The sequence below is a fragment of the Rhodobacter capsulatus genome, from assembly GCF_005144475.1.
GTDB lineage: Bacteria > Pseudomonadota > Alphaproteobacteria > Rhodobacterales > Rhodobacteraceae > Rhodobacter > Rhodobacter capsulatus_C.
Genome location: NZ_SWJZ01000056.1, coordinates 1 through 25,389, shown reverse-complemented (window position 1 = coordinate 25,389; position 25,389 = coordinate 1). Strand labels below are relative to the sequence as shown.

General features: G+C 61.8%; 17 protein-coding genes and 2 tRNA genes. 7 read left to right on the top strand and 12 right to left on the bottom strand.

Annotated features, from left to right (window positions below):
• Positions 1 to 3: 3 nt before the first annotated feature.
• Genes FBT96_RS13215 through FBT96_RS13205 form a run of 3 tightly spaced genes read right to left on the bottom strand, consistent with a single transcriptional unit; the run spans position 4 to position 4,293 of the window.
• The gene (locus FBT96_RS13215; protein WP_136907407.1) at positions 4 to 1,245 is read right to left on the bottom strand and encodes an RAMP superfamily CRISPR-associated protein; all 1,242 of its coding nucleotides are present in this window, start codon (positions 1,243 to 1,245) and stop codon (positions 4 to 6) included.
• On the bottom strand, positions 1,238 to 2,869 hold the full coding sequence (locus FBT96_RS13210; RefSeq protein ID WP_136907405.1) for an RAMP superfamily CRISPR-associated protein: 1,632 nt from the start codon (positions 2,867 to 2,869) through the stop codon (positions 1,238 to 1,240). The genes FBT96_RS13215 and FBT96_RS13210 overlap by 8 nt, the downstream gene beginning before the upstream one ends.
• A complete protein-coding gene (locus FBT96_RS13205; RefSeq protein WP_136907403.1) occupies positions 2,866 to 4,293 on the bottom strand; it encodes a Cas10/Cmr2 second palm domain-containing protein in 1,428 nt (475 codons plus the stop codon). The genes FBT96_RS13210 and FBT96_RS13205 overlap by 4 nt, the downstream gene beginning before the upstream one ends.
• A gap of 145 nt (positions 4,294 to 4,438) precedes the next feature.
• Between FBT96_RS13205 and cas6 the strand changes: the two genes are divergently transcribed.
• Positions 4,439 to 5,389, top strand: coding sequence for a CRISPR system precrRNA processing endoribonuclease RAMP protein Cas6 (cas6, locus tag FBT96_RS13200; RefSeq protein WP_169583439.1), 951 nt, complete (start codon positions 4,439 to 4,441; stop codon positions 5,387 to 5,389).
• 623 nt (positions 5,390 to 6,012) lie between these two features.
• On the opposite strand, the gene FBT96_RS13195 is transcribed toward cas6, so the two are convergent.
• Complete coding sequence (locus FBT96_RS13195; protein WP_136907399.1) at positions 6,013 to 7,623, bottom strand: magnesium transporter CorA family protein; 1,611 nt, start codon at positions 7,621 to 7,623, stop codon at positions 6,013 to 6,015.
• A gap of 342 nt (positions 7,624 to 7,965) precedes the next feature.
• On the opposite strand from FBT96_RS13195, the gene FBT96_RS13190 reads away from it, so the two are divergent.
• Positions 7,966 to 8,610, top strand: coding sequence for an NYN domain-containing protein (locus tag FBT96_RS13190; protein ID WP_136907397.1), 645 nt, complete (start codon positions 7,966 to 7,968; stop codon positions 8,608 to 8,610).
• Between the two features lie 3 nt (positions 8,611 to 8,613).
• On the opposite strand, the gene FBT96_RS13185 is transcribed toward FBT96_RS13190, so the two are convergent.
• From FBT96_RS13185 to FBT96_RS13160, 6 genes are all read right to left on the bottom strand, one after another.
• A complete protein-coding gene (locus tag FBT96_RS13185; RefSeq protein WP_136907395.1) occupies positions 8,614 to 9,084 on the bottom strand; it encodes a 3'-5' exonuclease in 471 nt (156 codons plus the stop codon).
• A 358-nt stretch (positions 9,085 to 9,442) separates the two neighbouring features.
• The gene (locus tag FBT96_RS13180) at positions 9,443 to 9,952 is read right to left on the bottom strand and encodes a DUF6634 family protein (RefSeq protein ID WP_136907393.1); all 510 of its coding nucleotides are present in this window, start codon (positions 9,950 to 9,952) and stop codon (positions 9,443 to 9,445) included.
• Between the two features lie 742 nt (positions 9,953 to 10,694).
• Positions 10,695 to 11,414 (bottom strand): M48 family metallopeptidase, encoded by a 720-nt coding sequence (locus tag FBT96_RS13175; RefSeq protein ID WP_136907391.1) that lies wholly within the window; start codon positions 11,412 to 11,414, stop codon positions 10,695 to 10,697.
• Positions 11,404 to 14,475, bottom strand: a complete 3,072-nt coding sequence (locus tag FBT96_RS13170; RefSeq protein WP_136907389.1) for a type I restriction endonuclease subunit R — start codon at positions 14,473 to 14,475, stop codon at positions 11,404 to 11,406. The genes FBT96_RS13175 and FBT96_RS13170 overlap by 11 nt, the downstream gene beginning before the upstream one ends.
• A 39-nt stretch (positions 14,476 to 14,514) precedes the next feature.
• Positions 14,515 to 15,798 (bottom strand): restriction endonuclease subunit S, encoded by a 1,284-nt coding sequence (locus tag FBT96_RS13165; RefSeq protein ID WP_136907387.1) that lies wholly within the window; start codon positions 15,796 to 15,798, stop codon positions 14,515 to 14,517.
• On the bottom strand, positions 15,798 to 18,233 hold the full coding sequence (locus tag FBT96_RS13160; RefSeq protein WP_136907385.1) for a type I restriction-modification system subunit M: 2,436 nt from the start codon (positions 18,231 to 18,233) through the stop codon (positions 15,798 to 15,800). The genes FBT96_RS13165 and FBT96_RS13160 overlap by 1 nt, the downstream gene beginning before the upstream one ends.
• A 549-nt stretch (positions 18,234 to 18,782) precedes the next feature.
• Between FBT96_RS13160 and FBT96_RS13155 the strand changes: the two genes are divergently transcribed.
• From FBT96_RS13155 to FBT96_RS13140, 4 genes are read left to right on the top strand one after another with little or no spacing between them, the layout of a single operon-like run.
• Positions 18,783 to 19,385 carry a hypothetical protein gene (locus tag FBT96_RS13155; protein WP_136907383.1) on the top strand — a complete coding sequence of 201 codons (603 nt, stop codon included), beginning with the start codon at positions 18,783 to 18,785 and terminating at the stop codon, positions 19,383 to 19,385.
• Positions 19,386 to 19,390: 5 nt separating this feature from the next.
• Positions 19,391 to 21,154, top strand: coding sequence for a site-specific integrase (locus tag FBT96_RS13150; RefSeq protein WP_136907381.1), 1,764 nt, complete (start codon positions 19,391 to 19,393; stop codon positions 21,152 to 21,154).
• Entirely contained in the window at positions 21,141 to 22,637 is a 1,497-nt protein-coding gene (locus tag FBT96_RS13145) for a hypothetical protein (RefSeq protein WP_136907379.1), read from the top strand. Before FBT96_RS13150 ends, FBT96_RS13145 begins: the two co-directional genes overlap by 14 nt.
• Positions 22,634 to 22,957, top strand: a complete 324-nt coding sequence (locus FBT96_RS13140) for a helix-turn-helix transcriptional regulator (RefSeq protein WP_136907377.1) — start codon at positions 22,634 to 22,636, stop codon at positions 22,955 to 22,957. The genes FBT96_RS13145 and FBT96_RS13140 overlap by 4 nt, the downstream gene beginning before the upstream one ends.
• A gap of 105 nt (positions 22,958 to 23,062) precedes the next feature.
• Here FBT96_RS13140 and FBT96_RS13135 read toward each other — a convergent pair.
• Both FBT96_RS13135 and FBT96_RS13130 read right to left on the bottom strand, forming a co-directional pair.
• Positions 23,063 to 23,138 (bottom strand) — tRNA-Phe (locus tag FBT96_RS13135).
• Positions 23,139 to 23,758: 620 nt separating this feature from the next.
• A tRNA-Ser gene (locus FBT96_RS13130) sits at positions 23,759 to 23,848 on the bottom strand.
• 274 nt (positions 23,849 to 24,122) lie between these two features.
• Here FBT96_RS13130 and FBT96_RS13125 point away from each other — a divergent pair.
• Positions 24,123 to 25,301 (top strand): MFS transporter, encoded by a 1,179-nt coding sequence (locus FBT96_RS13125; protein ID WP_136907375.1) that lies wholly within the window; start codon positions 24,123 to 24,125, stop codon positions 25,299 to 25,301.
• Positions 25,302 to 25,389 lie beyond the last annotated feature (88 nt).

Genomic DNA, 25,389 nt, shown 5'->3' with positions numbered 1-25,389 from the left:
CTGCTACTCCTCGACACGGAACCAGCCGAACCCGGCGTTGACGGAATGACCGAGTTCGACGCCGTTCTTGCGCACCATCGCGACCAGATCGCCGAGCAGCTCCCGGTCGGCGTCGTCGGCCAGATCAGAAAGCCCCAAGCGCAGAGTAAATTTCACGCCATGATCGGCGTCGATCGCAAAGAGGGCATTGTCGATGGTGCCGCCCGAGAGACGGTCGATCTTGTTCGACATGAGCGTTTGCCTCCCCGTCGCGGAAACGTCCTCGGCAATAACGACAAGGCGACCTGCGCGGGACGTCGCCCCGAACAGTCGGGTGATCCGATCGGTGACTGCGGCTTCTTCCAGCCCCTGCCTGCGCAGCAGGAAGGCGAAATCGGCGCGCAGAACTCCGGCAACCGCCGAGCCCGAAATCACCGGCACACCGTTCCGTCGCAATGCCCGAAGATGCGGCGCATTCGGATTTCGCTTTTTTTCCTTTTCGCGATCATAGGCGAAATCGCTGGTGAAACTCGGACCGCGATGCGACATGCGCAAACTGGTGAAGCGCAGGTCTGGTTCCCCCGGCACTTCGAAGATCCGTTCGGGTCCGGGAACGAGCGAACCGTCTTGAGCGACGAACTGGGTTTCGCGGATCTCACCCCGGAGCCGGACACGGCCGTCGCCACTGTTGGTGTCCTTTCCCAAGGACACGCCCTCATCTTGCGCGAGACTTTTGAAAAGGCGGAACAAGGCTTCCGCTGCTCGAAGTTGAAGCGGATAGTCGCCCCACAATTCGAGTCGAAGACAGCCAGAGAAGATCGTTCCCTGCGGCACCATCCACTTGGCAAACAGGAAATTCGTCTTCGACGTACCGCGCCCCGTGTCGATCGCATTCTTGATCAGGACGAAGGTGCCGTTCTGCATCGGGGTCGGCTGCGTCTCTTCGGGGGCGGCAAGATGATGGGCGTCGCGCACGCGCAAGACCCCCATGCGGCCACCACCATCATCGGCTTTCGACTTCGGAGTGCCGAACAGCAGAATCTGCGCCTCGTCCTCCAGCAAGCTGCGCAGGCAGCCCTTCAGACTGGTCCCGGGAATGACCGGCAAGTGATCGCAATCCCTGACGATTTCGGCCACCTCGGGGGCCTCGTCGCTGGCGCGCGCCCTGGCGAAGGCCGGCATGAGTTCACTTTGCCCGGAGCCTATATGAAGATCCGATACAACTTCGAGTTCGAACCGAAAATCCGATATGCGAAAATCAGCCATGGCGAGGGTCCTCGCGCAGATCGACGGCGGTCACACTGATTTCCCCGAACCCGTTCTCGGGCTGGAATGGGCAGGTGTCCCAGGTCATCGGCGAACCGTCGAAGAAAGGGGCCGGAAGACGTGCCTTGCGCAACTCCGAAAGCGCAACACCGAGGGTCTCGCCGCGCAGCAGGAAGGTGGAACCGGCGTTGCTCACGCACCATGGACGGTAGTTTTGCGCGGCACCGCTACGGTAGCGCTTGGCAAGATAACCGCCCACAACGCGCTGGGAAGCGAGAAACTCGATGAGTTCCACCGGGTGCGGATGGAGAACTCTCGACCAGTAAGCCTGATATGCGGCGCCAGCCTCCGTTTCGTCCACCGGCGATGCGAGAATTGCATCGGTCATCAAGCTGACCGCAAACACGGTGCCGGTCAGCTTGTCCACAACTGGCTCGACGGCGGAACATGCCTGCACCGTCGCAATCGCGCCGGTACGCCCGATCCCGTGCAAGCCGTCCATCAGCATTGCATGAAGAAGATCACGGGATTCAGGCTGCACACGGCGATAATCCACCTCTACTCGATATCGCCCGTCTGCCGGATCGACGGCATCGATCACGAACAGGTTGCCCGTCTCGGCGATCTCGGTTTCCTCGGTCACGGCCGTGTGGACCCTGACTTCCCGGTTCTCCTGATCGGCAAAACCGTGTTTCCAGTCGATCTGAAACTGGATGTCATCGAGATCGGTATCGGGGTTTTGCCACAAATCGAACGCCTCCCCCGTGGCCGCGCTACGCACAACCGACAAGGGCAAGACCTCTTGCGCGCCTTCGGGGCGCGCATGCGATATCGACATATCCGTCAGTGCCCTTGCATGGCCAGGCAGCACCCCGGCCAGATCAAGTTTGCGCGCCAATGCACCTTTGATGACACCGCCGGGAACGGTAACCTGCCCGACCAGCACGTTGTCGGCCGCGATCCTCGCGTCGACCAGATAGGGGCGATCGAACCCGAACACGTAGCACGTGCGCTCGGCGGGAGGAGCCTGAGGCGTCAGCCCGGCCAAATCCACCACGGTTTCGTCGCCGATCCGGATGTCGAGCACTTCGCCGAACCCTGAAGACTTCATTGCACCAATGGCGGAGATCCAGCTCTGCGCGCGTCGCAACGCATCGCCAACCGAAGTATCCCGGCAGAACCATACAATATCGGCTTCGAACCGCACGGCCTGCCTGCGCGGAGCGACAAGTTCGACGAACAACAGGTGGGCTTCCTTTGCTGCCCCGGTTTCGGCATCGATCTCGACCCGGTGCGAGATGACGCGCCCCAAGTCCTGCCCCTCAACCGCGATCGCATCGGAAAACAGCACCAACCCGGGCTTTGGTTCATAGGCGCCGCGCATCCCACCGTCGTCAGATGCCACGCCGAAGATATCCTCGACCGTCGGCCCTGGCGCGCCGGCGCGCAGGGATTTGGCCAAGGCATCCCGAAAAACGCCCTTCAACTGATCGCGTGGCAGCAGAGGACATTCCGCGCGGTTCCTGTGTGCGACAATGTCGATGCCCGGGATCACCGCCTCGGAATCCGGAAAGATGAACGGGCTGCGCAAGGTCACGCTCAGTCGCGCCTGAAATCGCTTCATGCTGCGGCCTCCGCGCTGTCTTGCGGCGGTGCATAATACAACTCGTCAAGATCGAGCCAGAGCATCAGGTCAAGGGAGAGATCCCGCTCCACCCCCTCCATTTGCGGCAACGCATAAAGATTTGCCAAGGCGTCCTGCGGATGATCGGCGGCCGAAACCTGCAAGACCCGCAGATGATACTTTTTCAGCAGATCGTCACGGTCTTCCGGCGTTGCTTGCACAAGATCATGCGCGCGCGAACGTGACAGGAACTGCCCCCTTTCCTGTGCTTCCCGGCGTGCGGCGAGAAGGGCCATCAGGCCACCGAAGTCATCTCCCGAAAAAGCGATGTCGCGCGCCGTCGCACCGGGGAAAAGCTGCGCCCGATGCGCCTCGAGCGGTCTCTCCGGCGGCGACATCTTGAAGATGTCGAAGGTCACGGCCCCGCGCACCTCCGCCTGTTTCGACACTTTCACGGCACGTTCGGCCAGATGCACCAGCTTTCGCACCGGCGCCTTGTAGTTTGCCACGATCGCCGCCCCGGTGAAACTGACGGGAAGGCTTGCGATCTTCACCCCCGCAATCGCGGCCTGAAAATCACCGATCACCTGCAGCACGTCCCAGGCAGGCACCACCAGCGTGATGTCGTCGCCGCCCCACAGCAGCACCTCCATCCGGAAGCGCCGATCCTCGGGGGCACGCCGCCTCCGGACACCTGCGACCAGCCGGGTCAGGATGTCCTCGGTCATCTTTCCCATCTGCGCCGAAAATTCCGCATCATCGCCAACCAGACGGCGCAGATCGCCCATCCGGTCGCCGTCGAAATGCACCACCGCGATCTTGCCCTTCATCCCCTCGCGCAGCCCTTTCGGCGGCGGGGTGACAAGTTCCTCGAACGAGGCGCAAAGGATGTCGTCTTCCACCAGATTGCGCGTGCCGTTGCGAAAGAACTGACGCCGGAACTGACGCCCATGTTCAAGCCGGATCCGTGTCTCGGGCGAGAGTGGCCCCTTGATCGCATCGTCCCGCCCCGGACTGGCCGGGCGCACCCGATCCAGCGCATCCTCGCATACCGCGCCGGGAACATCGCTGAGCTTGACCGTCCAGGTCTGGAATTGCTGGCGCCGGTTGCGCCCGCGCGCGGCGGTCGCCGTATCCGCCACCGAAACCACCCAAGACAAGGCCCGCCACGGGTCTTGCGCCAGCGCACGACGAACAGCCGCCTCGACCTCGGCCGGCTCGGCGCCCTCGAAGGCGATTTCATAACTGGAGGCCCCGCCCAGACTGGCACCGATCCGCGCCCCCGTCCTGGTCACCGCACCGCAGATCACCGGCAAGGCCCCGTCCAGCAACAGCGACGCCCCGCGGATCACCGACAAATCGTTGGTATCATAAAGACATTGATCGAAGTTCACGCCTTCGACCACAAGCACCTTCTGCGCCATGCGTCGAGCCCGCCCACATCACCCATCACCGCCCCATCAGGCACGGAATGTCGCGGGCTGGCAAGAAAAACCTCGGCCGCCCCGGCTTGTGGCGCCGCGACAGATTTGCCACTCTGGCCACCGTCACAAAGGATTTCCGGTGCCCGTGCCCCTTTCAGACCGCCTTGTCGCTTGCTCCTCCCTGCCCGAAGCGCATCCGCGGCTGGCCGAGGCGCTCGCACAGGCTGCGGCAACGCCGGTCGATCTATCGGGGCTGCACCGGATCTGGCGCATAACCCGCATCTCGGCGCTGATCTGGAGCCCGCAACCGCTCGAGCCGATGTCGGCGATCCCGCGGCTGCGCGGCGCATGGGGCACGGCGCTGGGGGCCGAACGGCTCGACCGGGGCGGGGCGCAAGCCGGGGTGCCAACGGCGGCGGAACTGTTCTTCCGCCCCCAGGGCCGGATCAATTTCTTTCACCGCGACACCACACCCTGCGCCTTTCAGGACCTGCCCAAACCCTATGTCTTTTCGCTCGACCCGCAGCGCGAGGGCTATCGGCTGACGCTCGATCTGTTCGGCCTTGCGGGCGACTGGGCCGAGGAAGCGGCCGAGGCCTTGCGGGCGGCGCTGGCGCTTGGCCTCGACATGGCAGGCAACCGCAAGCTGCGCCTTGCGCTCCTTGATCTCGGCCTTGGCCGCGCCGAGGGCCTGCCCGCGCATGAGGGGCCGGTGCGGATGGCCGCGCTTGACTTTCTGACCCCGCTGTCGCTGCGCGCGGGCGATCACCGCCACGCCGAGCCCGCCACGGTGATCGAGGCGGCCTGGCGGCGCAGCGCGGCGATGGCGCTGTGGCACGGCGCAACCCCCTGCCTGATCCGTCCCGAGACCAGCCCCGAGGGGATCTGGCAGGCGGTCGAACCGGCGCCCTGGGCCAGCGGCTCGCGGCGACAGGGGCGGGTGGTGCCGGGTGGCGGGGTGCTGGGGCGGCTGGTGCTGGCCGATCCGGCGCCGCTCGATCTGTCGATGCTGCATTTCGGCGCCACCACCCATATCGGCTCGCACACAAGCAAGGGCGCGGGGCGCTACGACCTGCAGCTGGCCAAACCGGGCTGAGCACGCCCCTGCCCCGAACATGGCAAGGCCGGGCGCTGGGTGACGCGCCCGGCCTTGGTGTTTTCGCCGCTTTCCCCGCATTCCTGCGGGCATGGGGCTCAGAGCGAAATGGTGACGGCGACGCTCGAACACCGGTCTCAATCCGCATTCATGCGGGCATGGGCCTCAGACGGAAGGGAGCACTACCATGTCCAACGTCATGCTCGGTCTGTCTCAATCCGCATTCATGCGGGCATGGGGCTCAGACGCTTGATGAAGCAGCCGAGCGGCTGCACTGGTCTCAATCCGCATTCATGCGGGCATGGGCCTCAGACTCAATGAGAAGCAGGGAGGTTCCTACCCCAGTCTCAATCCGCATTCATGCGGGCATGGGCCTTAGACTTGTTAAGGAGGACACCATGTGTGTCATGGGGTCTCAATCCGCATTCATGCGGGCATGGGCCTCAGACTGGCCCTCTGGAGCCCCTTGGTCAAGAAGAAAGTTTGCAGCCATATTTCCAACGATGAGCCGACCAATGACGCAAAAACCGGGGCCGGACCCACAATTTTCCGACTTCCGGCGCGATTATGCATTCCCGGCCAAGGTGTTGCCGTTTTTCCAACCGGGATTTGCGCGCCCGGGCTCATCCGAACAGCTTCCATGTCCCGAAAGCCGCCAGCCCCAAAAGCGCCGCCGCGCCCAGCAGACGATCCAGAATCCTGCGCCGCGCCTCGGGCAGACGCTCGTCCCGCTGCGGCAACCAGACCAGCACCAGCGCCGCCAGCAGATAGGCGATGCCCCCCCAGGTGAAGAGCTGCGCCACCGCCGTGCCGGTGATGGCGGTGGCCGAACCCTGCGCGTTGACATCGAGCCCGGCCAGAAAGTTCATGCCGCCAAACCCGGCGCCAAGGGTTGCGGGCAGGAACAGGGTGGCGAATTCGGTCAGATCGCTTTGCGATTGCGCCATCTGGCGCTGCTCGATCATGCCGACGAAATCCGAGGCGTTCTGCAATTCGGTCTCGACATCGGCGCGCAACGCATCAAGCCCCATGCTGGCGCGCAGCCGCTCGTTCATCTCGCGGGCCTGAAGGTGGTTCGAGACATGGGTGAAGTGGTAGCAGTGGATGAAGTTCAGGAAATCCTGCCGGGTGGCATGGACGCGGTCGGCCAGCGCCTCCTGCGCGCCCCGGTCCCGGGTGTCGGTGGCGGCGCGCACGATGTCGGTGATCCGGCGCGAAAAGGTCAGCATCGCCGCGAATTCGAGGATGGCAATGAAATGCATGCGCCGATAGTGGCCCTCGAAGTGGTTGACGATGTGGGTCTTGAAGAACCAGCCGTTGCCGACAAAGGCGTGATGATGCCCGGCATAGGTGATGCGGGTGGTGCTTGAAAAGGTGTCGCCGGGGGCGTGACGGTCGTAAAAGGCGGTGGGCAGGGTGTTGCGCAGGAAGTGATCGTTATACGGCATTTTCAGCGAGTTGCCGGAACTGTCGGCTTCGGCGATGCGGTGCCAGTCGGCCTCGGAAATCTGTTCGAAAACGGCGCGGTCCGCCGTGCCCGGATGATCCTCGAGCCGGATGTAGCTCATGGCGGGGATGCGTTCGTCAAGCACATGACGCCATTCCAGCGCGCCGTTGCGGCGACTTGTGAAGCGCAGTCCACGGGCGAATTCGGCCCACCAGGGAAAGAGTTCCGGCACGCGATTGGAGTTCAGCGCCTTTCGGGCGTCCGAGGACGGTTGCGGACGCAGGATCCGATTGCGGATCTTGCCGGAACGATGTGTCAGCATGACGGCCTGCGGGCAATAGCCCGGGCGCTCGATCCCGTCTTCGGTTTTCCAGAAACCGGGAAAGGCGCGGCGCACATATTCGATCAGGTCCATGACCCGGGCAAGGTTCAGGTCTTGCCTTTGTTTCGCCACGACCTCGAGCGTGATGATGGCGACGCCGAATTCGAAGATGTCGAGTTCCAGACGTTCGATGCGAAAATCCGTTCCGCCGATCTCGATGTCGCCAACGGGATCTCCGGGAAGCGCAACGCGAAGTTCCTCGATATCGGAGCGATCGAAATGCCAATGCCCGCGGGCATCCTGATCTTCGGCCCGGGTATAGAGGAACTCCTGCACGAAATCGTGGAAATAAACCGCTTCCTCATAGGCAATGCCGTCGTCCTTTGAGGTCCGCTCACCCCATTCGGCGCCGAGGCTTGCGCGGAGATCCTTGATCTTTCGGCGCGCATCAGAAGGGTCGCGCAAGGACAGGGGCCAGTGAAATATCTGGCGAAAATCGGCCACGGCGATGGTTGGCGCCGATCGTCCGGACTGAAGATGAGCAGCAGGCAGCATTGTCTCTCGCACAGGTCGGGGCTCAAATCCCGAACAGGGTTAGGCGGCGCAGTCCCGCCGGGCAAGGGAAATCCAATTCTCTCCAGGTGGAAGCGGAGGCTTGCGGCGTTACGGCGTCGCGTTCTCGAAGAAATTTCATTGCGAGGGCGGCAAAATGCGCTCAGGAAAGGGGTGAAAAAGAAAAACCCCCGACCGGGGTCGAGGGCCTGCTGGCGGCGTACCGCTTCGCGTGGATGTTTGCGAGGTAGCAGATTGAGTGAAAAAGATCAACAGGAAACGAAGGTCGCGCGCGCGGCGCTTTATATCGACGGGTTCAACCTTTATCACGCGATCGACCGGCTGGGGCAGCCGCATCTGAAATGGCTCAGCTATTGGCGGCTGGGCCAGGTGATCTTGCCGCAAAAGACGCAAAAGCTGGTGCGGGTGGTCTATTGCACGGCGTTCTATCCCGGCTCGGCGGGCAAGCGCTGGCGGCACGAGCAGGTGATCGCGGCGCAGCGGGCCGAGGGGGTGGAGGTGGCGCTGGGCCATTACGTGCATGAGCGGATGATGTGCCGCAATTGCGGCGATCGCTGGGAGAAGCCGACCGAGAAGGCGGGGGATATCAACCTCGCCATCCATCTGATGCATGACGCGTTCGAGGATGTGTTCGACCATGCCTATCTGCTGACGGCCGATTCCGATCAGGCGGCGACGGCGGCGATGTTCGCGCGGCGTTTCCCCGAAAAGCGGCTGACGACGGTGGCGCCGCCCGGCCGCGACCCTTCGGTGCATATCCTGCGCCATGCCTCGGGCGGCAAGATCAAGCTCAATGCCGGGCATCTGCAGCGCGCGGTGATGGGCGCCACGGTTGGCAAGGCGCGGCGGCCCGACGAATACGCCCCGCCCGAGGGCTGAGGCTCAGCGGCCCTGCACCAGTTCAAGCCAGACCTGCGCCATCGCTTCCGCATCCGGCCCCGCGCGATGCGGATGCGGCAGGGCGTCGAGCAAGGTGAGCGCCCGAGGCAGGGCCTTGGCACCAAAGGTCTCGCGGACGGCATCGTCGAAATGCCAAAGCTGCACCGGGCGGCGCAGCAGCAGGGCCAGCCATTTGCCGTCGAATTCGGGGCAGTCTGACAGGACATGCGGCCCAAGCCGCGCCTCGACCGCCTCGGCCACGAGATCGGCGGCGGGGGCGGTGTGCAGCCGCTCTCGCGCGATGCCGTGGATCTCTGCGGAGCGCGGATCCCAGTCAGCCTCGCTCCAGCCCGGGCGAGGGTGAATGAGGCACGACCATGTCTCGATGCCGATCGGGCCGAGCCGGGACAGGCCGATTTCGATGGGCCAACCGGTGAGGCTCGAGGCTTCGATGTCGAGAAAGACGGGGGTCATGGCGGGGAATAAGATCCTGAAGGGGGAACGGGCATAATGTCTGTCTCACGGTCCAGGCGGTAACGTCCGGCGCGGAGATCACAGCCTAACGCCAACTATTTCAATGCTTCAAGAACGACATGTCATTTCGTTCAGGTGCTGAAATCGCATTGTGGCATCCATATGGAACATTTTCGGATTTGCCATCTCGTCGCAGCCCCCTCAACGTCGGCACCTTCGCAATGAGTGACTGGCGCCCGTCCGTTTCGTGCGCAGTGCGCCATCCACCGTGGGACCCGCGAACGAGGGTTCTTCGGATCCGATGTCGCAACATTACGGGCCGCCCTTAGCCCCTCGTGGCTCGGCCCGGGCTTCCAGCTCAGCTCCAGACCCCCGAAGCAGGAATATCGAAGGCTCGGGTATCCGGGCGCAGCCGTCCTTCGGCCAGAAGATCGGTCAGACAAGACCGGTCGGGGCGGCCGAGGCGATAATAACGCGAAAATGTGCGCGCCCACCCCTTATCAGGCTCGATGCGGACCAGCGGCGACGTGATGCAACGCGCACCGTGCCTCAGCCGGGGATGACCAGTGACGACCCCCACGAGTACCGGCAACTCATCCACGATCGCGCCGCACCACCTGTCGATGCGCGGGGCGTCGGCAAGCGTCGACGGCTCCGGAACCGTCCCGGCAATAGTGTCGATGCGATCGCAAAGGTCGCGGAGATCCTGGCGCAGGACTTCAGCGAAAGGGTTGGCCCCTGTTATCAGCCGTTGCGTCAGAAGCAGGGGAGCGATACCGGGATCGAACTCCGTGAGCTTGCCGGTCCGGAGGCAGTCGGTGACGTAAAGCATCGGGCGCAGCGGATCGAAGATATCGTCAGGGGTCATGTGGGGCTCCGGGATCGAGAATGTGGGGGGCTCTGCGCGGATTGGCCGCGCGGGGTTGCGATCAATGATGACGGGGACGGTCGGAATAGCCGCGCACCGCCGCGACCCAGGATTGCAGCTGCCGCAAGCTCAGGCCTAGGGCAGACATGGAATCGAGACGCGCGCGGCCAAGGGCGATCAGAGCCGTGCGCGAATAACGGGACGAAACCGTTCCGCGGCCCGAGAGAGGCGTTGCGAATATCGGCAATTGCGCCCGGCACGGCCGGTCGGGCTTCGGCGGTGCGGCAGACATGCGGAGGCATGCCCACAGGTGGGAGGGCGTTGGCGTGGACATGGTGTGCTCCGGTCATGCGCCCTCGGCCGACCACGATCGGTCGGGGCATGCTGGCGTTCATGGGCGTGCGAAAACCGCCCACAGCCGGGCGCGGCCTCGCAAGATCAGGGATTTACGGATGGGTGACCCGGCCGTGACCGACCGATGGCGATCAGCGCAGCGAGGGACCCTGGCAGGATTCGGGGAACGATATCATGGGGATATGATGGACCCAGAATCGGGTGAAGTCAAGTGTAACGCATTGATTATAAAAGAAATGCGAAAAATGAAACGAGCAGCCTGAATTCAGATGCCGGCCGGTTTCATCCCGTAAGCGCATGCTTGCGAACAATGGAGCGCGACGCAGAATGCTTTCGCCATTGCTGAGTTTTTCGGTTAGAGGCTCCGACAAGGAGATCGAACAAGACCTCAGTCTGTCCACGCCGCCAGCGGCAGGGAATTCAGCTCCTGACGCACCTGTCGCCACCTTGGCAGGTATTGATCAAGGATGGCCGTGAACCGATCATCATGGACAGGCGAGACGAGATGGGCGAGCTCGTGGACGATCACGTAGTCGATCATCCGCTCTGGTTTTTTCACCAGTTCGGAGTTCAGCCAAATGATCGCCTTTTCGGGATTGCAGCTGCCCCACTTCGTTTTCATCGGGCGGATCCCCCATTTGGCGGGCATCACACCCAGGCGATCGCTCCACAGCGACATCCTTGGTGCAGCGAATTTTCGCAGCTCAGCCTTCAGCCAGACATCAAGCCATCGCCCAAGCTGATCGGGCGTGCTGTCGACTGGAACCCGGAGCCGCAGCCGATCATTCCCGGAGCGGGAAATTCGGTGAACCATTTTCTCCCAGACTTCGACCTCAAGCCGGAGCGGCCTGCCGAACAGGAAATGCGTCTCCCCAGACACGTAACGCCGCGGTGTCTGGCGCTCCTGACGCTGAAATTGTGCCTGTTTCCGCCGGATCCAGCTCAGACGGCTCAGGACGGCGATCCGGATCGCATCGCTGCTCACATGTAGCGGGGCCGCAACCCTGACCCGACCTTCCGGGGGATAACAGCCGATATGCAGGTTCTTGATCTTCTTGCGCAGGATCTCGACGTCGATGCCGCCGATCTGCGAAATTTCAGTATTCACTCTGGTTTTTCAGGATCTCGAAGATCCGCTCCACGGTTTCAGGGTCATTCAGCACCTGCTCGAGGCCGCGTCGAACCCGGCGTTCCTTCATCGCATTCCCTCGCCAACCAAAGGGGGCAGTCTCCCGTATGGCATGATCTACCTGGAGCGCCATCGCCTCGTCGCCACCAAGGTTGTCGTAAAGAGCCTTGCGGCCGGGGCTGTCCATCGCCTCGGGGTAGGTCTGCCCATGACCAGCTTTCGCATCCCGAACAAGTGCTGCGATACGCTCAAGATACTCCGCATATTCGATCGCGTCATCCCGACGTTGACGGATCAGATCGGTCAACAGCTCTGACATCTTTTCATAGAACCGCGGGTTGACCGGGGTCTCCTCGATGATCAGCTTGCGGACGTTGTTCTCGATCGCTTCGGCCACATTTTCGCGTTTGCGCTTCGAGGCGGGCAGCAAGGCCTCCGCCGCCGCGGCCCCCTTGCTTTCGACCAGATCGATCAGGCTGATATCATCGAGATGCGAGATGACCTGCGAGTCCTCTGCCCGGATATAGGTATCGATCAGGTGCCGCATCGCCGGCTCATAGAGTTTCATGTCGACGGCATCGCCGCTGTGCAACCGGACGGCATCGCGGATGCCGATCGCCCGATCGACCTCGCGCCTGCACTCGTCGAGTTCCAGATCGTTGAAGTCCGATCCCTCGGGCTCGGCCGCGATATTGGCGAAGGCGCGCGCGTATCGCCCCGAAATCTTGTAAAGCGCCTGCCGACGGCGCGCCTTTTCATCGGCATCCGGATCCTTGTCGATCCCCTGCGGGCTGGAAAAATAGGCGAAGATCTCGTCATCCGACTTCGGCGGCTCGACGGCCTCCATCAGCCCGAGCCAAGCCTCCCGGGCGATGCGCAGATCCCGGTCCGCCTGTTCCGCCCGGTCGTTGATCAACCCCTCGACATCCGCCTTGTCAAAGGCGTCGAACGCCTCGGAGGTGTAATCGTCCACGGCGCTTTCGATGCTGCGAAACAGATCCTTGTAATCGACGATATAGCCGTAATCCTTGTCGTCGCCATCAAGCCGGTTCACCCGGCAAATCGCCTGAAACAGGCCGTGATCGCGCATCTGCTTGTCGATGTAGATGTATGTCGCCGTCGGCGCGTCGAACCCGGTCAGCAGGCGACTGACCACGATCAACAGCTTCATCTGCGCAGGCTCTTTCTTGAACCGCCGCAGCGCCTCCTCTTCGTAATCTTCTTCCGAGGTCGTGCCCAGCAGGTCGCTGTAAACCCGGTGAACATACTGCCGTTCGGTTTCGCCCATCCCGGTTTCCTCACCGGTAATCTCGGAGGCCGTGCGTTTGTAGGACGTCACGATGGCACATTTGTCGGCCAGAACCGAACCCGACTTCCGGAAGATCTCGAAGAACTTGCAGGCCTCGGGGATCGAGCCCGCTACCAGCATGGCGTTGCCCATGCCCGCTTTCAGGCGCGGCTTCATCTCCATGTCCATGATGATGTCGCTGGCGATCTGCTCCAGCCGGTCGCGGCTCGACAGCACCCGCTGCAACGTGCCCCAGCGCTGCTTCAGCGTCGCCTTGGCCCCCGGGGTCAGGCCCTTGGTCTTGGCCTCGAACCAGGTGTCGATCTTGGCGGGCGAGCTTATCCGCTGGTCGATGTCGCGCGCCTCGTAGCGCAGATCCAGCACCACCCGATCCTCGACCGCCTCGTCGAACCGGTAGGGCCGCCCGATATAGGGGCCAAAGGTTTCCAGCGAGGTCTCCTTGTCCGACCGCAACAGCGGCGTGCCGGTGAAACCGATGAACATGGCGCGCGGCAGCACCTGCCGCATCGCCTTTGCCAGCTTGCCCGACTGCGTCCGGTGCGCTTCGTCGATGAAGACGTAGAAATCCCCCACCGGCGCGCCGATCCGGGCGCTCTGAATTTCCGAGATCAGCCCGGCCAACTCGCTTTCTTCGCGCTTGCCGAACTTGTGGACCAGCGAGCAGATCACCCGGTCGGTCGGATCGGCCAGCGCCGCCATGAGGTCATTGCCCGACCGCGCCCGGCGCACCTTGTCGCCGGTGCCGCCGAACACCTCTTCCGATATCTGCCGGTCGAGTTCCTTGCGGTCGGTCACCACCAGAATGCGGGCATCGGGCATGGCCTCGCGGATCCAGCGCGCCAGCATCACCATGATCAGGCTCTTGCCCGAGCCCTGGGTCTGCCAGATGATCCCGCCCTGATGCGCCGCCACCCGCTCTTGCGCGGCCTTCACGGCAAAATACTGGTTCGGGCGGGCAATCTTGCGGAGGCCGCCATCGAACAGGGTGAAATCGTGGATCAGCTCAAGGAACCGCGCGGGCGCCATCATCTGCGTCACGTCGCGGTCAAGCAGCCCCTTGATCGCGCTCTCTTCCTTCCACGCCAGCCAATAGGGTTGCGGCGTCTGGATGGGCGCATAGCGCAGCCCCTCGCTGTCGTTGCCGGCGAAGGTGATCTGCACCGTGGTGAAGAAATGCCGGATGAACTCGGGGCGCTGGTTGTCGAGCGTCTGACGGATGCCCTCTCCCACCCCCACGGTGGATTTCTTCAGCTCGATCACGCCAAGGGCGATGCCGTTCACATAAAGCACCAGATCCGGGCGCTTGGTCCAGGCCTTCGCGTCCTTGCCCTTGACCGAGACCTCCTCGGCCAGACCCAGATCATTCGCCCCCGGGTTTTGCCAGTCGATGAAGCGGACGGTCACCGGCGCCTCGCCCGGGCCGGGGGCGATGGCAAGGCCATAGCGCAGCAGATCGTAAAAGCCCCGGTTGGCATCGAACAGCTTTTCGCCTTCGATCCGCGCCGCGCGGGTCAGGCGGGTGATCGCCTGCGTCACCACCTCGGGCGGATAGCCGCGCGCTTCCAGCCAGGGGCGCAGCAGGTCGGGTTCGATGTTGGCATTGCCCGCGCGGCCGTGCCAATCGCCCAGATAACGCCAGCCAAGGCCGCCCGCCGTGCCCGAGGTGCCGCCGCACAAAAGGCCGATCACCCGGTCCTGCGCCTTGCGCTCCGCCTCGCCGATCTTGCTCATGCCCTGCCTCCGTTTCGGAAGAACCGGTTGAAAATACCGTCAGACCAGCCGGATCCGCCCGGTCAAAAGGTTTTGCATCATCCCCTCCTTCACCGCCCGCGCTTTTTCGAGACGGGTTTCGAGGGCTTGGATTTCAGCGTCCATATCGGCAAGGACATCGGCAATGGCTTCCTGTTCGCCAATGTCTTGGGGGAGAACCAAGGTCATACCGGACAACTGCTGCCCATTGATGCCTGGCTGGCCACTGCGCGCCGAATTCTCCGCTACCCACGACCAATAGGCATCCGTCTGCATGAACTGGAAAAGATAGCTGGATGCCACCTCGTCGGCCGCAGGAGTCAACTTTATAAGGAAGCCGGCGAACACAGTGCGCTCTGCCGGTCCCACATAACGGTGAGCCTTGCCTGTGCTCGCTCCAGTTCGCGCGACGACAATTTCATCGGGTTGAAGAAAGTAATGAACGGCAGCCGGGTGCAGAACCTCCGCGCGCCCTTCTTGCCGCAATTGACCATGCTCGTTGATGTCAGTGATGCGCAAGTAGTCGTAACCTCCCGAACCGAGAGGACAAGCAGCAGAATTGATACCATAAGACGGTGCGCTCTTTAGCAGTTTGCGGAGGGTTGTTTTCACCCACTCCCCCGAGAACCCCGGCAGGCGGCGCTTGGCGGTCAGGAGGTCCTGCATCGCGCCCTGCTTGATCAGCCGCTTCTTGGCGATCAGCCGCTCCAACCCCTCGATCAGCGCATCCGCATCCGAAAGCGCCTCGGCGATGGCTTCCTGTTCAGCCATGGGAGGGAGAGGAAGCACATAGTTGCGCAAAATGCCAAGATTCGTGTGGGGGACGCCGGTCTGGATGGCACTGTCCAAGATTTGTTTCTGCCCCGCAAAACTCGCGAAATAGTGCAGAAGATACGGCTTATGAACGAAATCGCCATTAGCGCTGAGTTTCATTTGGCTCTGTGAGATCAGATACTTTTCGTAGGGAGCATCTGGAACTAGAGCAACCTGCCCAAGTGTACCTCGCTGGGTGAAGATGATATCGCCCGGAACCGCCATGTTCGCTTCAAGGGCCTTGCCCTTTGCGTGCGAAATAAAAACAAAGTCACCAGATACAATCGCCGCGGACATATTCGTCCCTCGGATCACGGGAATGCCCGATGGCACGTAATCGGTAGACACTAGGTCCGAACCGAATGGGCCGCCGACGATCGCGTTCGGTTTCCGCTCGACGATTTCCGCGACGGACATAAGATCCCATTCATCAGGGACAAAACCTATACAAGCGCGACGAATTTTGTCCGCCCGAAGTGCTGCCTCATGCATCACTTGAATCCCATCGAGGCAAGATGGTCGGCAACCTTCTTGGCAAGATTTGCAAATGCTTCCGTCATCTCCCCCAACGTATGCCCATACCGCTCCGTCAGCACCCGAACCCTTGCAGTCAGCTGTTCGGTCCGGGCCTCGACCTCGGCCTCGATCCGCTCGGCGATGTCGGTCAGCCATTTGTCATCGACGACCAGCGACCGGATTTCGTCCATGCTCAGCTCGGGGTATTTCTTCAGCGTGGCCTCGGTCAGCGCCTCCTCGGCCGCTTTTGCGGCGCGTTTCGCCTCGGCCTCGGCCGCCATCAGCTTGGCCAGCTGTTTCAACAGCACGCGCTCCTCGGGCTCGGCCTGCCCCGACTTTTCCCGCGCCTTGAGCGAGGCGGCGGTCAGCTTGCCCGCCTCGGTCAGGGCATCGGCCAACAGCCCGCCCTCGGCCCCGTGTTCCTCGGTGATCTCCTCGATCTCGCGGCCCAGCTCTTCGGCGCGGGCCTGCGCCTCCTCCAGCGTCTTTTGCAGATCGGCAAAGAACCGCGCGACGATCAGCCGGGGCGGGATGACATCGGCCACAAGGCGGACCTTGTTCACGGTCAGATCGGCCTCCTCAAGCCATTTGACCTTGCCGTCCTTGTCGGTTTCCTTGCGCGCCTCGCGCAGCTCTCGCGCCGCCTCCCATCCGGCGTCGGTGATGATGAAAACATCGTCCTGCATCACCTCGGCCCAATAGGACATGAGCCGCTGATAGGCCTCGTATTTGTCGATCAGGGGCGCGTCGTCGAAGCGGGTCAGCATGTCCTCGGCGAGGATGCGGATCAGCGCCTTGGGATGATCGCCCGGGGCGATGGCATCCATCAGCTCGGCATTCGTCCCGGCCCAGCCGTCAAGGATCGCATGGACCCGGTCGCGGAAGGCGGCGAATTCGGGATGGTTGCGGATGGTGGCGCGGACCGCCTCGGGTTCGACCAGCGGGTCGGAATAGCCGGGGCGCGGGTTCGGCCCGAACAAGGTGGCGCGCAGGCCGGGCATGACCGCCCAGAATTCGGCCAGCCCGTCGATGTCGCGGTTGGGCACGCCGCCCTTCAGATGCGCCTCGATGTCTTGCAGGTCTTCCGGGTCGGAGCCGTCGATGTAGCGCGGGATGTTCAGGTTGAAGTCGTGGCCGGTGATTTCGGCCCAGGGGACAAGGCGGGAATAGCCGGGGATGTCGGCCTGCCGGGCGAAGGCGTCGGTGATCTTGTGGATGTCGCGTTCGCGCAGGCGGTTCTTGTTGCCGTCCTTGATGAAGCCGCGGGCGGCATCGATCATGAAGACGGGGCGTTCGGGGCGGGCCTCGGATTTGTCAAGCACGATGATCGAGGCCGGGATGCCGGTGCCATAGAAAAGGTTCGCGGGCAGGCCGATGATCGCCTTGATGTAGCCGCGCCGGAGGATCTTTTCGCGCAGCTCGGCCTCCTTGTTGCCGCGAAACAGGACGCCGTGGGGCAAGATGACCGCGCCCGAGCCCGTGGGTTTCATCGAGCCGAGGATATGGAGCAGGAAGGCGAAATCGCCGTTCTTTTCGGGGGGCATGCCAAGGTCGAACCGGCCGAATGTGGTGTCTTTGGTGAGGCCCGTGCCCCAGGCCTTGGCCGAGAACGGCGGGTTGGCGACGACGAAATCGAAGGTCTGGATTCCGGTTTCCGAGGCTTTGAACTGGGGTTCGCCGATCACATCGCCCTGTGCGATTTCGGCATCCTCGCGGCCGTGCATGATCATGTTCATCTTCGCAAGGCCGCGGGTGGTGATGTCGAATTCCTGCCCGTAGATCGTCAGCGCAACGGGGGCCGCATCGGCCGCCTTGAGTAGCAGTGAACCCGAGCCGCAGGTGGGATCGTAGACCGTTTGCTGCGGGCTGGTGGCCCGGTTCACGCCCGCAACTGCAGCGACGACACGCGAAACCTCGGCCGGGGTGTAGAACTGGCCCTTGCTCTTGCCGGATTCGGTGGCGAAGTTCCGCATCAGATATTCATAGGCGTCGCCCAGAATGTCATCGCCATCCGCCCGGTTGCGGCTGAAGTTCAGCTCCTCCCGGCTGAAGATGTTGATCAGCGCGGTGAGCGTGTTCACCATCTTCGGGCCCTTGCCGAACTTTTCGGTGTCGTTGAAATAGGCCCGGTCGATGACGTTCTTCAGATCATTCGCCTCGGCGATCCCCGCGATCGCAGTGTCGATGCCTTCGCCGATGTCCTTTGTGCCGCGCAGCTTGCGGATGTCCTCGAAGGCGCAGCCTGCAGGAACCTCGATCAGGGCATCGGGCTGACCGGCGCGGTCGGAGACGTATTTCACGAACAAGAGCGTGAGGATGTAATCCTTGTAGAGCGAGGCATCCATCCCGCCCCGCAGCTGATCGCAGCTGTCCCAAAGAGATCGATAAATATCGCTTTTCTTAATCGCCATGCGGCCCTCGCTTGTTGATGGGCACTATGACCGAAATGATCGCCCCCCTTCAAGGCTATGCTCGAGGTCCGGATGACGCGCGCCGCGCTGAGGCTTTGGCTCAGTGCTTCGCCGTCTTACTCGCGGCGGGGACTGCCTGCGGGACAATGCCCCGGGGCCGACCACGGACCGCAGTCAGTTTTGGGCGATGCGTTCTCCTTCGACCTCGAAGGCGGCCTATGGCTGGCCAGAAGCGCAGCCTCCGATGCCGCTTCGGTCCCGAGGTATCCGGCGATCTGTTGAAAAATCACTCCGGAAACATGCCGAATCACTTAGCTTCACTGTGGATTTCGAACTTTTTTCGGCACACTAACGACATTGGCATCTAAATCGCGCGCCGGAGTAGAAATTGAATATTGAAGTAAAATATCAACATTGAATTTTTTCAACATCCGGATTCACTTCAGGAAATACTTTGACCCAAGAAAATATCATTATTTTGCCGGCGACGATAAAAAAGACTGAATATTTCCTTGAAAATTTCTGACGCGTCTCTCTATAAAATACGGCATGAGCAACGCCGAAAAAATATACGCGACCAGTCATGTCGCGATGCGCTCCGTCGCATATCGCCATCTGGCGATTTCTCCGGTCGTCGCTCAAGCATACTTAGAGCATCTTGGTTGCCCGAAGTTGCCCAATGGCCGGGTCGACATGGCAGACCTATGGTGCCGTATGTGGGGGATCGACAGGGTGCCGAGTGATATGATCACGGCGATGTCAGCACCACTGCTGTCTGTCGATGATGTCGCAAGGATGATCAACGTAACTCCGCACACAATCAGGAATGCGGGAAACAGTCGTAACCCAGACTGGAACTTGCCAATACATGTCGATATCGGCCCTCGAATCCGCCGGTATCTTCCCCTTCACATCACCGCCTGGATGAACGGTAGACCCGTGGCGACATGGCTCGAAAAGCGACACGGCCCCAAGGGCCCACTTGGCTTGTCCTTGCGGCATGAAAGGCAGAAATTTCTGGGTCAATATGACTCGACAGCGAACGCCTGCAAAAGCAACGAAAAATATGACGAAGGCTCATATCCTTTCGGCAGCGGTAACAACACGGGCCTTCGTATTCTGCCGAAAAATAGCGAAACAAATCGGAAATAACGGAAATGAAAAGCACCCACGTTGAAAACACTGATACGTCTGCCGCAACGATGCAGGAGGTGCTCGATTGGATGGCCGAATCTAAGCCCTGGAGCGCGGGAACCCTGCGCGATTACACGGCGCAAGTCTTGCGCGTTCCGGAGATCTACAACGCAAATCGTCTCTGCGACGTGTTGGCCGACCTCCCGGCATTTCAGGCGCGGTTTGCCCGCAGGGCGTTCCCGGACAACTTCCGAACCCCCGCCGCATACGATGCCTGGCGCAAAAAAATTGTCACGATACTCAAAAGATTTCATGGGGTTGCGGATGAATATTTGGTTCGCAAGAATATGCAAGATGAGTGGACAGCGTTGATAACGGCAATGCAGGCATCTCAGGCCGTCCGAGGCCCGGCTCTCGTGTCGATCAAAATCCTTGCGGATGAGGCGCGAAGGGCCGGCCTCACTCCTCGAGACCTGGAGCGCGATTGGCTCCTGCGATTGTGTGATGATCTTGGAGTTGGGCGGCGTCGGAGCATCGTCAAAGCCATCTCAATGCTGCGCAACGAACGTGCCCAATGTCCGCTCGTCGATGCATTGCTTCCGGTTGAGTTGCCCGACATTGCGGTCGTGCGGCGCCAATCTGCTCCTATTTTCCCCGCGCACATCGATGCGCAGATTGACGAGGTCGTACGCGACTATTGTGGCGGCACCTATGACGAAATTCTCGACGAACGCGTTGGGGGGAAAAGCGAGGCGACGATTAATTCCTATAAGGCAGCGCTACGGAAATATGTCGATACGGCATTGAATGTCGCCACCGTGCCTTCGAATGATAATTGTCTGACGCGCCTCCTAGATCGATATGTCTTCAACTCTGTCATGCGAGCCTGGATGGCCGAAACAGATAAATCCAGAAAGATATCTGCGAGAACAATGCGCACTTACACTGCAAAAATTCGAAAGATTTCGGCGCATATTAACTTGGCATCCGATTATATCGATGCTGCCCTGAAAAATAACCGGCACCTTAAAAAAGGGCGAGAGGACGCAACGCAAATGCCGGAAGCGATACAGATTTTTTGCCGCAGACTATTGCGTGATCGCCGCGTCGAGTTGACATTTTTGTCGTTGCATCTGCGTTTTCAACAGGCATCAATGGCTTTTCTTAAAGAAGCCACGGATAAAGATTTCGAACAGAAGCGGCACAAAGCCATCTCCCTGGGCGTTCTGGCCGCCTATTCTGCTATCGCGCTGTGGAGCACCCCGCTGCGGATCTCGAACCTGCGGTGTCTGCGCATTCACGGCGCGAACCCGTCTCTGATTTTGCCTAGTCGCGCAGGTGGAGACGTTTACGTTTTGGTCGATGCAGGTGACGTCAAAAATCGACGCCCAGTTCGAGCAAAACTGAACTCCGGACCAACACGCGCACTTGACGTTCTGTGGTGGTACATACGGGAGATCCGCCCAATGCTTCCCCATGCGGCAAGCTCGGAGTTTCTCTTTCCAGGTTTTGAGCGAGAGGTGCTCTGCGCCCAAGTTATCCGTAATTGGCTTGCTGACTCCAGCCGAGACTTTGGCATGCCCATGCACCCCCACAATTATCGTCACGGGCTGGCAACGCTATATTTGCGAGATCACCCAGGCGACTATTCCGGCGCCGCAAGATTGCTTTTCGTTACCCCGAATACTGTGCGCCTACACTATGCGTGGATCGACCAGGAGGCGGCTTTGCGCCAAGTACAATCGGAAGTGGCAAAAATGGCGGGGGTCACTGATGGCATCCAGTAATTTTGGCCGCGCGGACAGTCGCCGAGAATCGATACGGGAAATCTCAGCACGCCCGCACTGGGAGGGGATCATCAACGTCGATGATATCGATCGCTTGGTCATTCTGGGCCATATTAGCGTGGCGGGACTGGAAAAGCTTGATCGGATCATCTCCGTCGCAGTGCGCCACAAGGAAGTCGATGTGGCGGCATTGCGCAGTGGTACGCTTGAAATGACCGTCTCTGACCTCTCCCTCGCCCGCAAAACGATGTGGCGCTTGTTTGACGCACATCCGCTGCTGAGAAGCCTCGACAAAGTGATCGCTCTGCGCAGCCCGGGCAGCGGCGTCCGCGCCCCATACCCCGCGCGTGCGAGACGAATGTCCGTGCATCTACATGAGTTGCCCGATGCTCTTCAGGTTGCATTTCTCCACATGGAAGCCGGTTTGGTCGGCGGCAATGGAACCGTTCCCGTACCGGCCATGATAATCACCATGCGAACAAAGGTCTGCGAACTCGCGAAAGCTGCGAAAGACGTCGGTCTTTCGGTGTCGATGTGCGTCGAGACGGTGACCGCTTACGAGAGATCGATGGCCACTCGCGAAAAGCCCCTCTCCCCGAAGACCGTGCTTTCCTCCATGCGGCAAATCCGGGATTTCGCGCGCTACATCGGGATCTCTCCTGACCTCGAAGAGCACCTGGCTGCACGCTTACGTTTGCACGATGCGCGCTCATTGCGATCCGTCCCACAAAAAGAGGCCAAGATTGCAAAGTTGCCGACATATTCCGACATCTTCGGCTTGGCGCTCGATTTGCTAGGTCGGGCAGCGGCCATGGCGCATCCGCGACGCGCTCAGCATCTCCGCAACGCGGCGGTGGCCTTGACTCTTTTGTGTCCCTTCCCGCTGCGTGTAGCGGACACGCAGCTCCGTTTCGGAGATCAAATCCGTTGGGAAGGTGGCGAGTATTGGTTGCGGTTCCACGTTTCCAAGACACGCCGACCGTTCAATGCCCCGGTCATCCCGGTGTTTGGATTTTTTCTCGATCAGCTGATCTTGCAGGGTGCCGCTTCAGAGCATCTGACAAGGCTGAGAGAAGATTGCTTCGCTCGTGGCCGAGCGCTGTTCACGAATTACGACGATACTGACGTGCATGATCGCTATCCTTCATATCTTTGGAGCAAGTATCTCGGGACCGGATGCCATGCGGCCCGAACACATTTGCATGACAGCTTCGGCCGCCTCGGTACACGTGGTGTCGAACTCGCGATGGCCGCGTGCGATCACCGTTCAGAGCGCACGGCCGAGGCCTACCGCACACGCGCGTTCGAAATGCTTGCTCTTGAGCAGGCTCAAAACCGAATAACAGCGGGCATCTTCGACGCGGAATGGCAGGCTTATTTTGGCGATGGCGGTGTCGCCGCCCTGCCATTGCCTGATGGGGCGGAGTGCGACCCATCAGATGAAATCTCACCTGACCCTTTGCGCATGGAAGACGCCAAATGAGCAATACGACCAGATACCTACCGAATTGGCTTGCCAGTCGCCACTATTGCACGACCAAAGATCTGATGCGTCTGTTCGATGTGTCTCGCGCCACGATCGACCGTTGGTGTCGTGAAAACCCGGCTTTTCCGGGCAAGGTCAAGTTGGGCGTTCCCGGGTCCGGATTCTGCAGCACCCGTTTCGTGGTCTCTCAGGTGGCCGATTATGTTGCCAGCCTCGAGGCGCATATCCAAAACGATGCCAACTACGGGCCGCAGGCATCGGTCATCGAGATGAAGAGCCGCATGGCCAAAGGAGGTGAATCTTCGACAGCAGCATGATCTTGTGCCACCGTTGTGCCACGGGATCGAAAACGTGCCCGCAAACAAGCACAAACCAACAAGCAGGTTACGGCATATGTGGCTGTTTTTGCAGAGATATTTAAGTGGTGCCCAGAGCCGGAATCGAACCAGCGACACGCGGATTTTCAATCCGCTGCTCTACCAACTGAGCTATCTGGGCACCGGGCCTGCTCGACAAGATCATCAAGCCGGTGTTGGTGGGGGGTTACTAGACGAGGGCGCAGGGACTGTCCAGAGGGTATCGCCAAATTCTTGCGTAAAAATCGGCCGCTTCCGACGGCCTGCTCATGGAAGGGCTGGCTTCGACCTGCCCGGGAAGGGCGGAGAGCCGAAACGGAGGAAACAGGAGGTGTTCCGTGGCAGGCGGGTCCGGGCTGGCGCGATGGCTCGGGCAGGCCCGCGAGGCTCTGGCGTGAAACTCGTTGCATGGCCGCGCGTCGTCTTTTTCCCGACGCCTTGTCCCACGGCCTTGATGACGGCGCGCCCGAGAGCGGTTCGGCCGGTCAGAAGGGCGACGCCGAGCCGGAGGTCCCTGCGATGAGCCGCCGGCCCAACCTCGGTTTCCGGAGGCGCGCGCCGACGGGCGGGCTTTGCCTTGGTGACGTTCCGATCACGGGTATTGACCGCCTTGACCTCGGCTCCGGTCCGCGGTCCCGCAGGCGCCCTTCGGGGGCCGAGGAGCGAGCTTCGGCAAAACGTCACTGTGCGGGGGGCAGGTGTGGGGCGAGGGGCCCGGTGCCAACAGGTTGATTTCGAGCGCAATCTGCATCCGAGGGGAAGTGGCGGAGCGGAAGGGATTCGAACCCTCGAGACGGTTCCCCGCCTGCACCCTTAGCAGGGGTGTGCCTTCGACCACTCGGCCACCGCTCCGCCTGCTCGTATATGCGGCACGTGCGGGCAGAACAAGAGCTTTTTCCGTGCGGCAGGTGGCCACAGGCGAATGGCGGCGTTGCCGAACCCGGTAAACCGTCCCGAACGCGCCGGAATGCCGCCGGTCCAGGGATCAATCTGCCCGGGCGGCCGCCCCGCCATCCCGGGCGGGCCGAGACCCGCAGCTTGCGGGGCCCGCGATCGGGATCGTGACATGCCCCTCTTGTGTTTGCGCCCGGCCCAAGGCAGCTTGGCGCGGCTCCGGGGAGGGATCATGCGTCTGTCGATTGCGTTTCTTGTGGCGGGCTATGTGCTCAGCCAGTTCTATCGGGCCTGCCTTGCGGTCCTGACGCCGGTTCTGAAGACGGAACTGGGCGCCACGGCCGAGGATCTGGCCGTGTCGCTGGGGCTTTGGTATCTGGCCTTCGCGCTGATGCAGATCCCGGTGGGCGAGGCGCTCGACCGGATCGGGCCGCGCCATACCGTGGGCTGGCTTTTGGCGCTGGGCGGGGGCGGGGGCGCTGCCACCTTCGCGCTGGCCACCGGGCCCTGGGGCATCCATCTGGCGATGGTGCTGATCGGCATCGGCTGCGCCCCGGTGCTGATGGGGTCTTACTATATCTTCGCCCGCAGCTTCTCGCCCGCGATCTTCGGCACTTTGGCCGCGGCGGTGATCGGGGTCGGCAGTCTGGGCAATCTGGCAGGCGCGGCGCCCCTGGCCGCGGCGATCGCCGCCTTTGGCTGGCGCGGCACGCTGTGGGGGCTGACCGCGGTGACGCTGCTGGTGGCGCTGGCGATCCTGATCTTTACCCGCGACCCCGAGCGCATCGTGCAAAAGGGCCAAAAGGGCACTGTCTTCGACATCCTGCGCCTGCCCGGCTTCTGGCTGATCCTGCCCTTGATCTTTGCCAATTACACGGCCGCCGCGGCGATCCGGGGCCTTTGGGCGGGGCCCTGGCTGAGCGCGCTGCATGGCGCCGATGCGGCGCTGATCGGCTCGGTCACGCTGGTGATGGGCGGGGCGATGGTGCTGGGCAATTTCGCCTATGGTCCGGCGGATCGGCTTTTGGGCAGCCACAAGCGGGTGGCGATCGCGGGCAATCTGGTGCTCTGTCTGGCGCTTGCCGCGCTGGCTTTCGCGCCCGATGCTGGGCTGTGGCAGGCGACGGCGCTTCTGGCGGCCGTCGGGTTTTTCGGCGCCTCCTTTCCGGTCTTGATGGCGCATGGCCGGGCCTTTCTGCCGCCGCATCTGGTCGGGCGGGGGGTGACGCTTCTGAACCTGTTTTCCATCGCCGGGGCGGGGATCGGGCTCTTTCTGTCGCGTCCGGTCTTTGCCGCCGCCTCAAGTGCGGGCGATCCGGTGGCGGCTTACCGGGTGCTGTTCCTGTTCTTCCTGATCCCGGTCGTCGCGGGGCTGGCGGTCTATCTGTTTTCGCGCGCCCGCCCTCATTGAGGGGGCGAAGGCTATCGCCTTCGCCCTGCGAGACGGTTCTCCTTGTCAGACGGGGGCCCAAAGGCCCCCGGCCAGCGCCCGCCCCGCC

Coding starts and splice junctions, on each gene's coding strand:
- FBT96_RS13140 (WP_136907377.1), top strand. CDS start 22,634: ATGAGCAATACGACCAGATACCTACCGAATTGGCTTGCCAGTCGCCAC.
- FBT96_RS13180 (WP_136907393.1), bottom strand. CDS start 9,952: ATGACCCCTGACGATATCTTCGATCCGCTGCGCCCGATGCTTTACGTC.
- FBT96_RS13185 (WP_136907395.1), bottom strand. CDS start 9,084: ATGACCCCCGTCTTTCTCGACATCGAAGCCTCGAGCCTCACCGGTTGG.
- FBT96_RS13125 (WP_136907375.1), top strand. CDS start 24,123: ATGCGTCTGTCGATTGCGTTTCTTGTGGCGGGCTATGTGCTCAGCCAG.
- FBT96_RS13205 (WP_136907403.1), bottom strand. CDS start 4,293: ATGGCGCAGAAGGTGCTTGTGGTCGAAGGCGTGAACTTCGATCAATGT.
- FBT96_RS13150 (WP_136907381.1), top strand. CDS start 19,391: ATGAAAAGCACCCACGTTGAAAACACTGATACGTCTGCCGCAACGATG.
- FBT96_RS13145 (WP_136907379.1), top strand. CDS start 21,141: ATGGCATCCAGTAATTTTGGCCGCGCGGACAGTCGCCGAGAATCGATA.
- FBT96_RS13160 (WP_136907385.1), bottom strand. CDS start 18,233: ATGGCGATTAAGAAAAGCGATATTTATCGATCTCTTTGGGACAGCTGC.
- FBT96_RS13165 (WP_136907387.1), bottom strand. CDS start 15,798: ATGCATGAGGCAGCACTTCGGGCGGACAAAATTCGTCGCGCTTGTATA.
- FBT96_RS13215 (WP_136907407.1), bottom strand. CDS start 1,245: ATGGCTGATTTTCGCATATCGGATTTTCGGTTCGAACTCGAAGTTGTA.
- FBT96_RS13210 (WP_136907405.1), bottom strand. CDS start 2,869: ATGAAGCGATTTCAGGCGCGACTGAGCGTGACCTTGCGCAGCCCGTTC.
- FBT96_RS13155 (WP_136907383.1), top strand. CDS start 18,783: ATGAGCAACGCCGAAAAAATATACGCGACCAGTCATGTCGCGATGCGC.
- FBT96_RS13170 (WP_136907389.1), bottom strand. CDS start 14,475: ATGAGCAAGATCGGCGAGGCGGAGCGCAAGGCGCAGGACCGGGTGATC.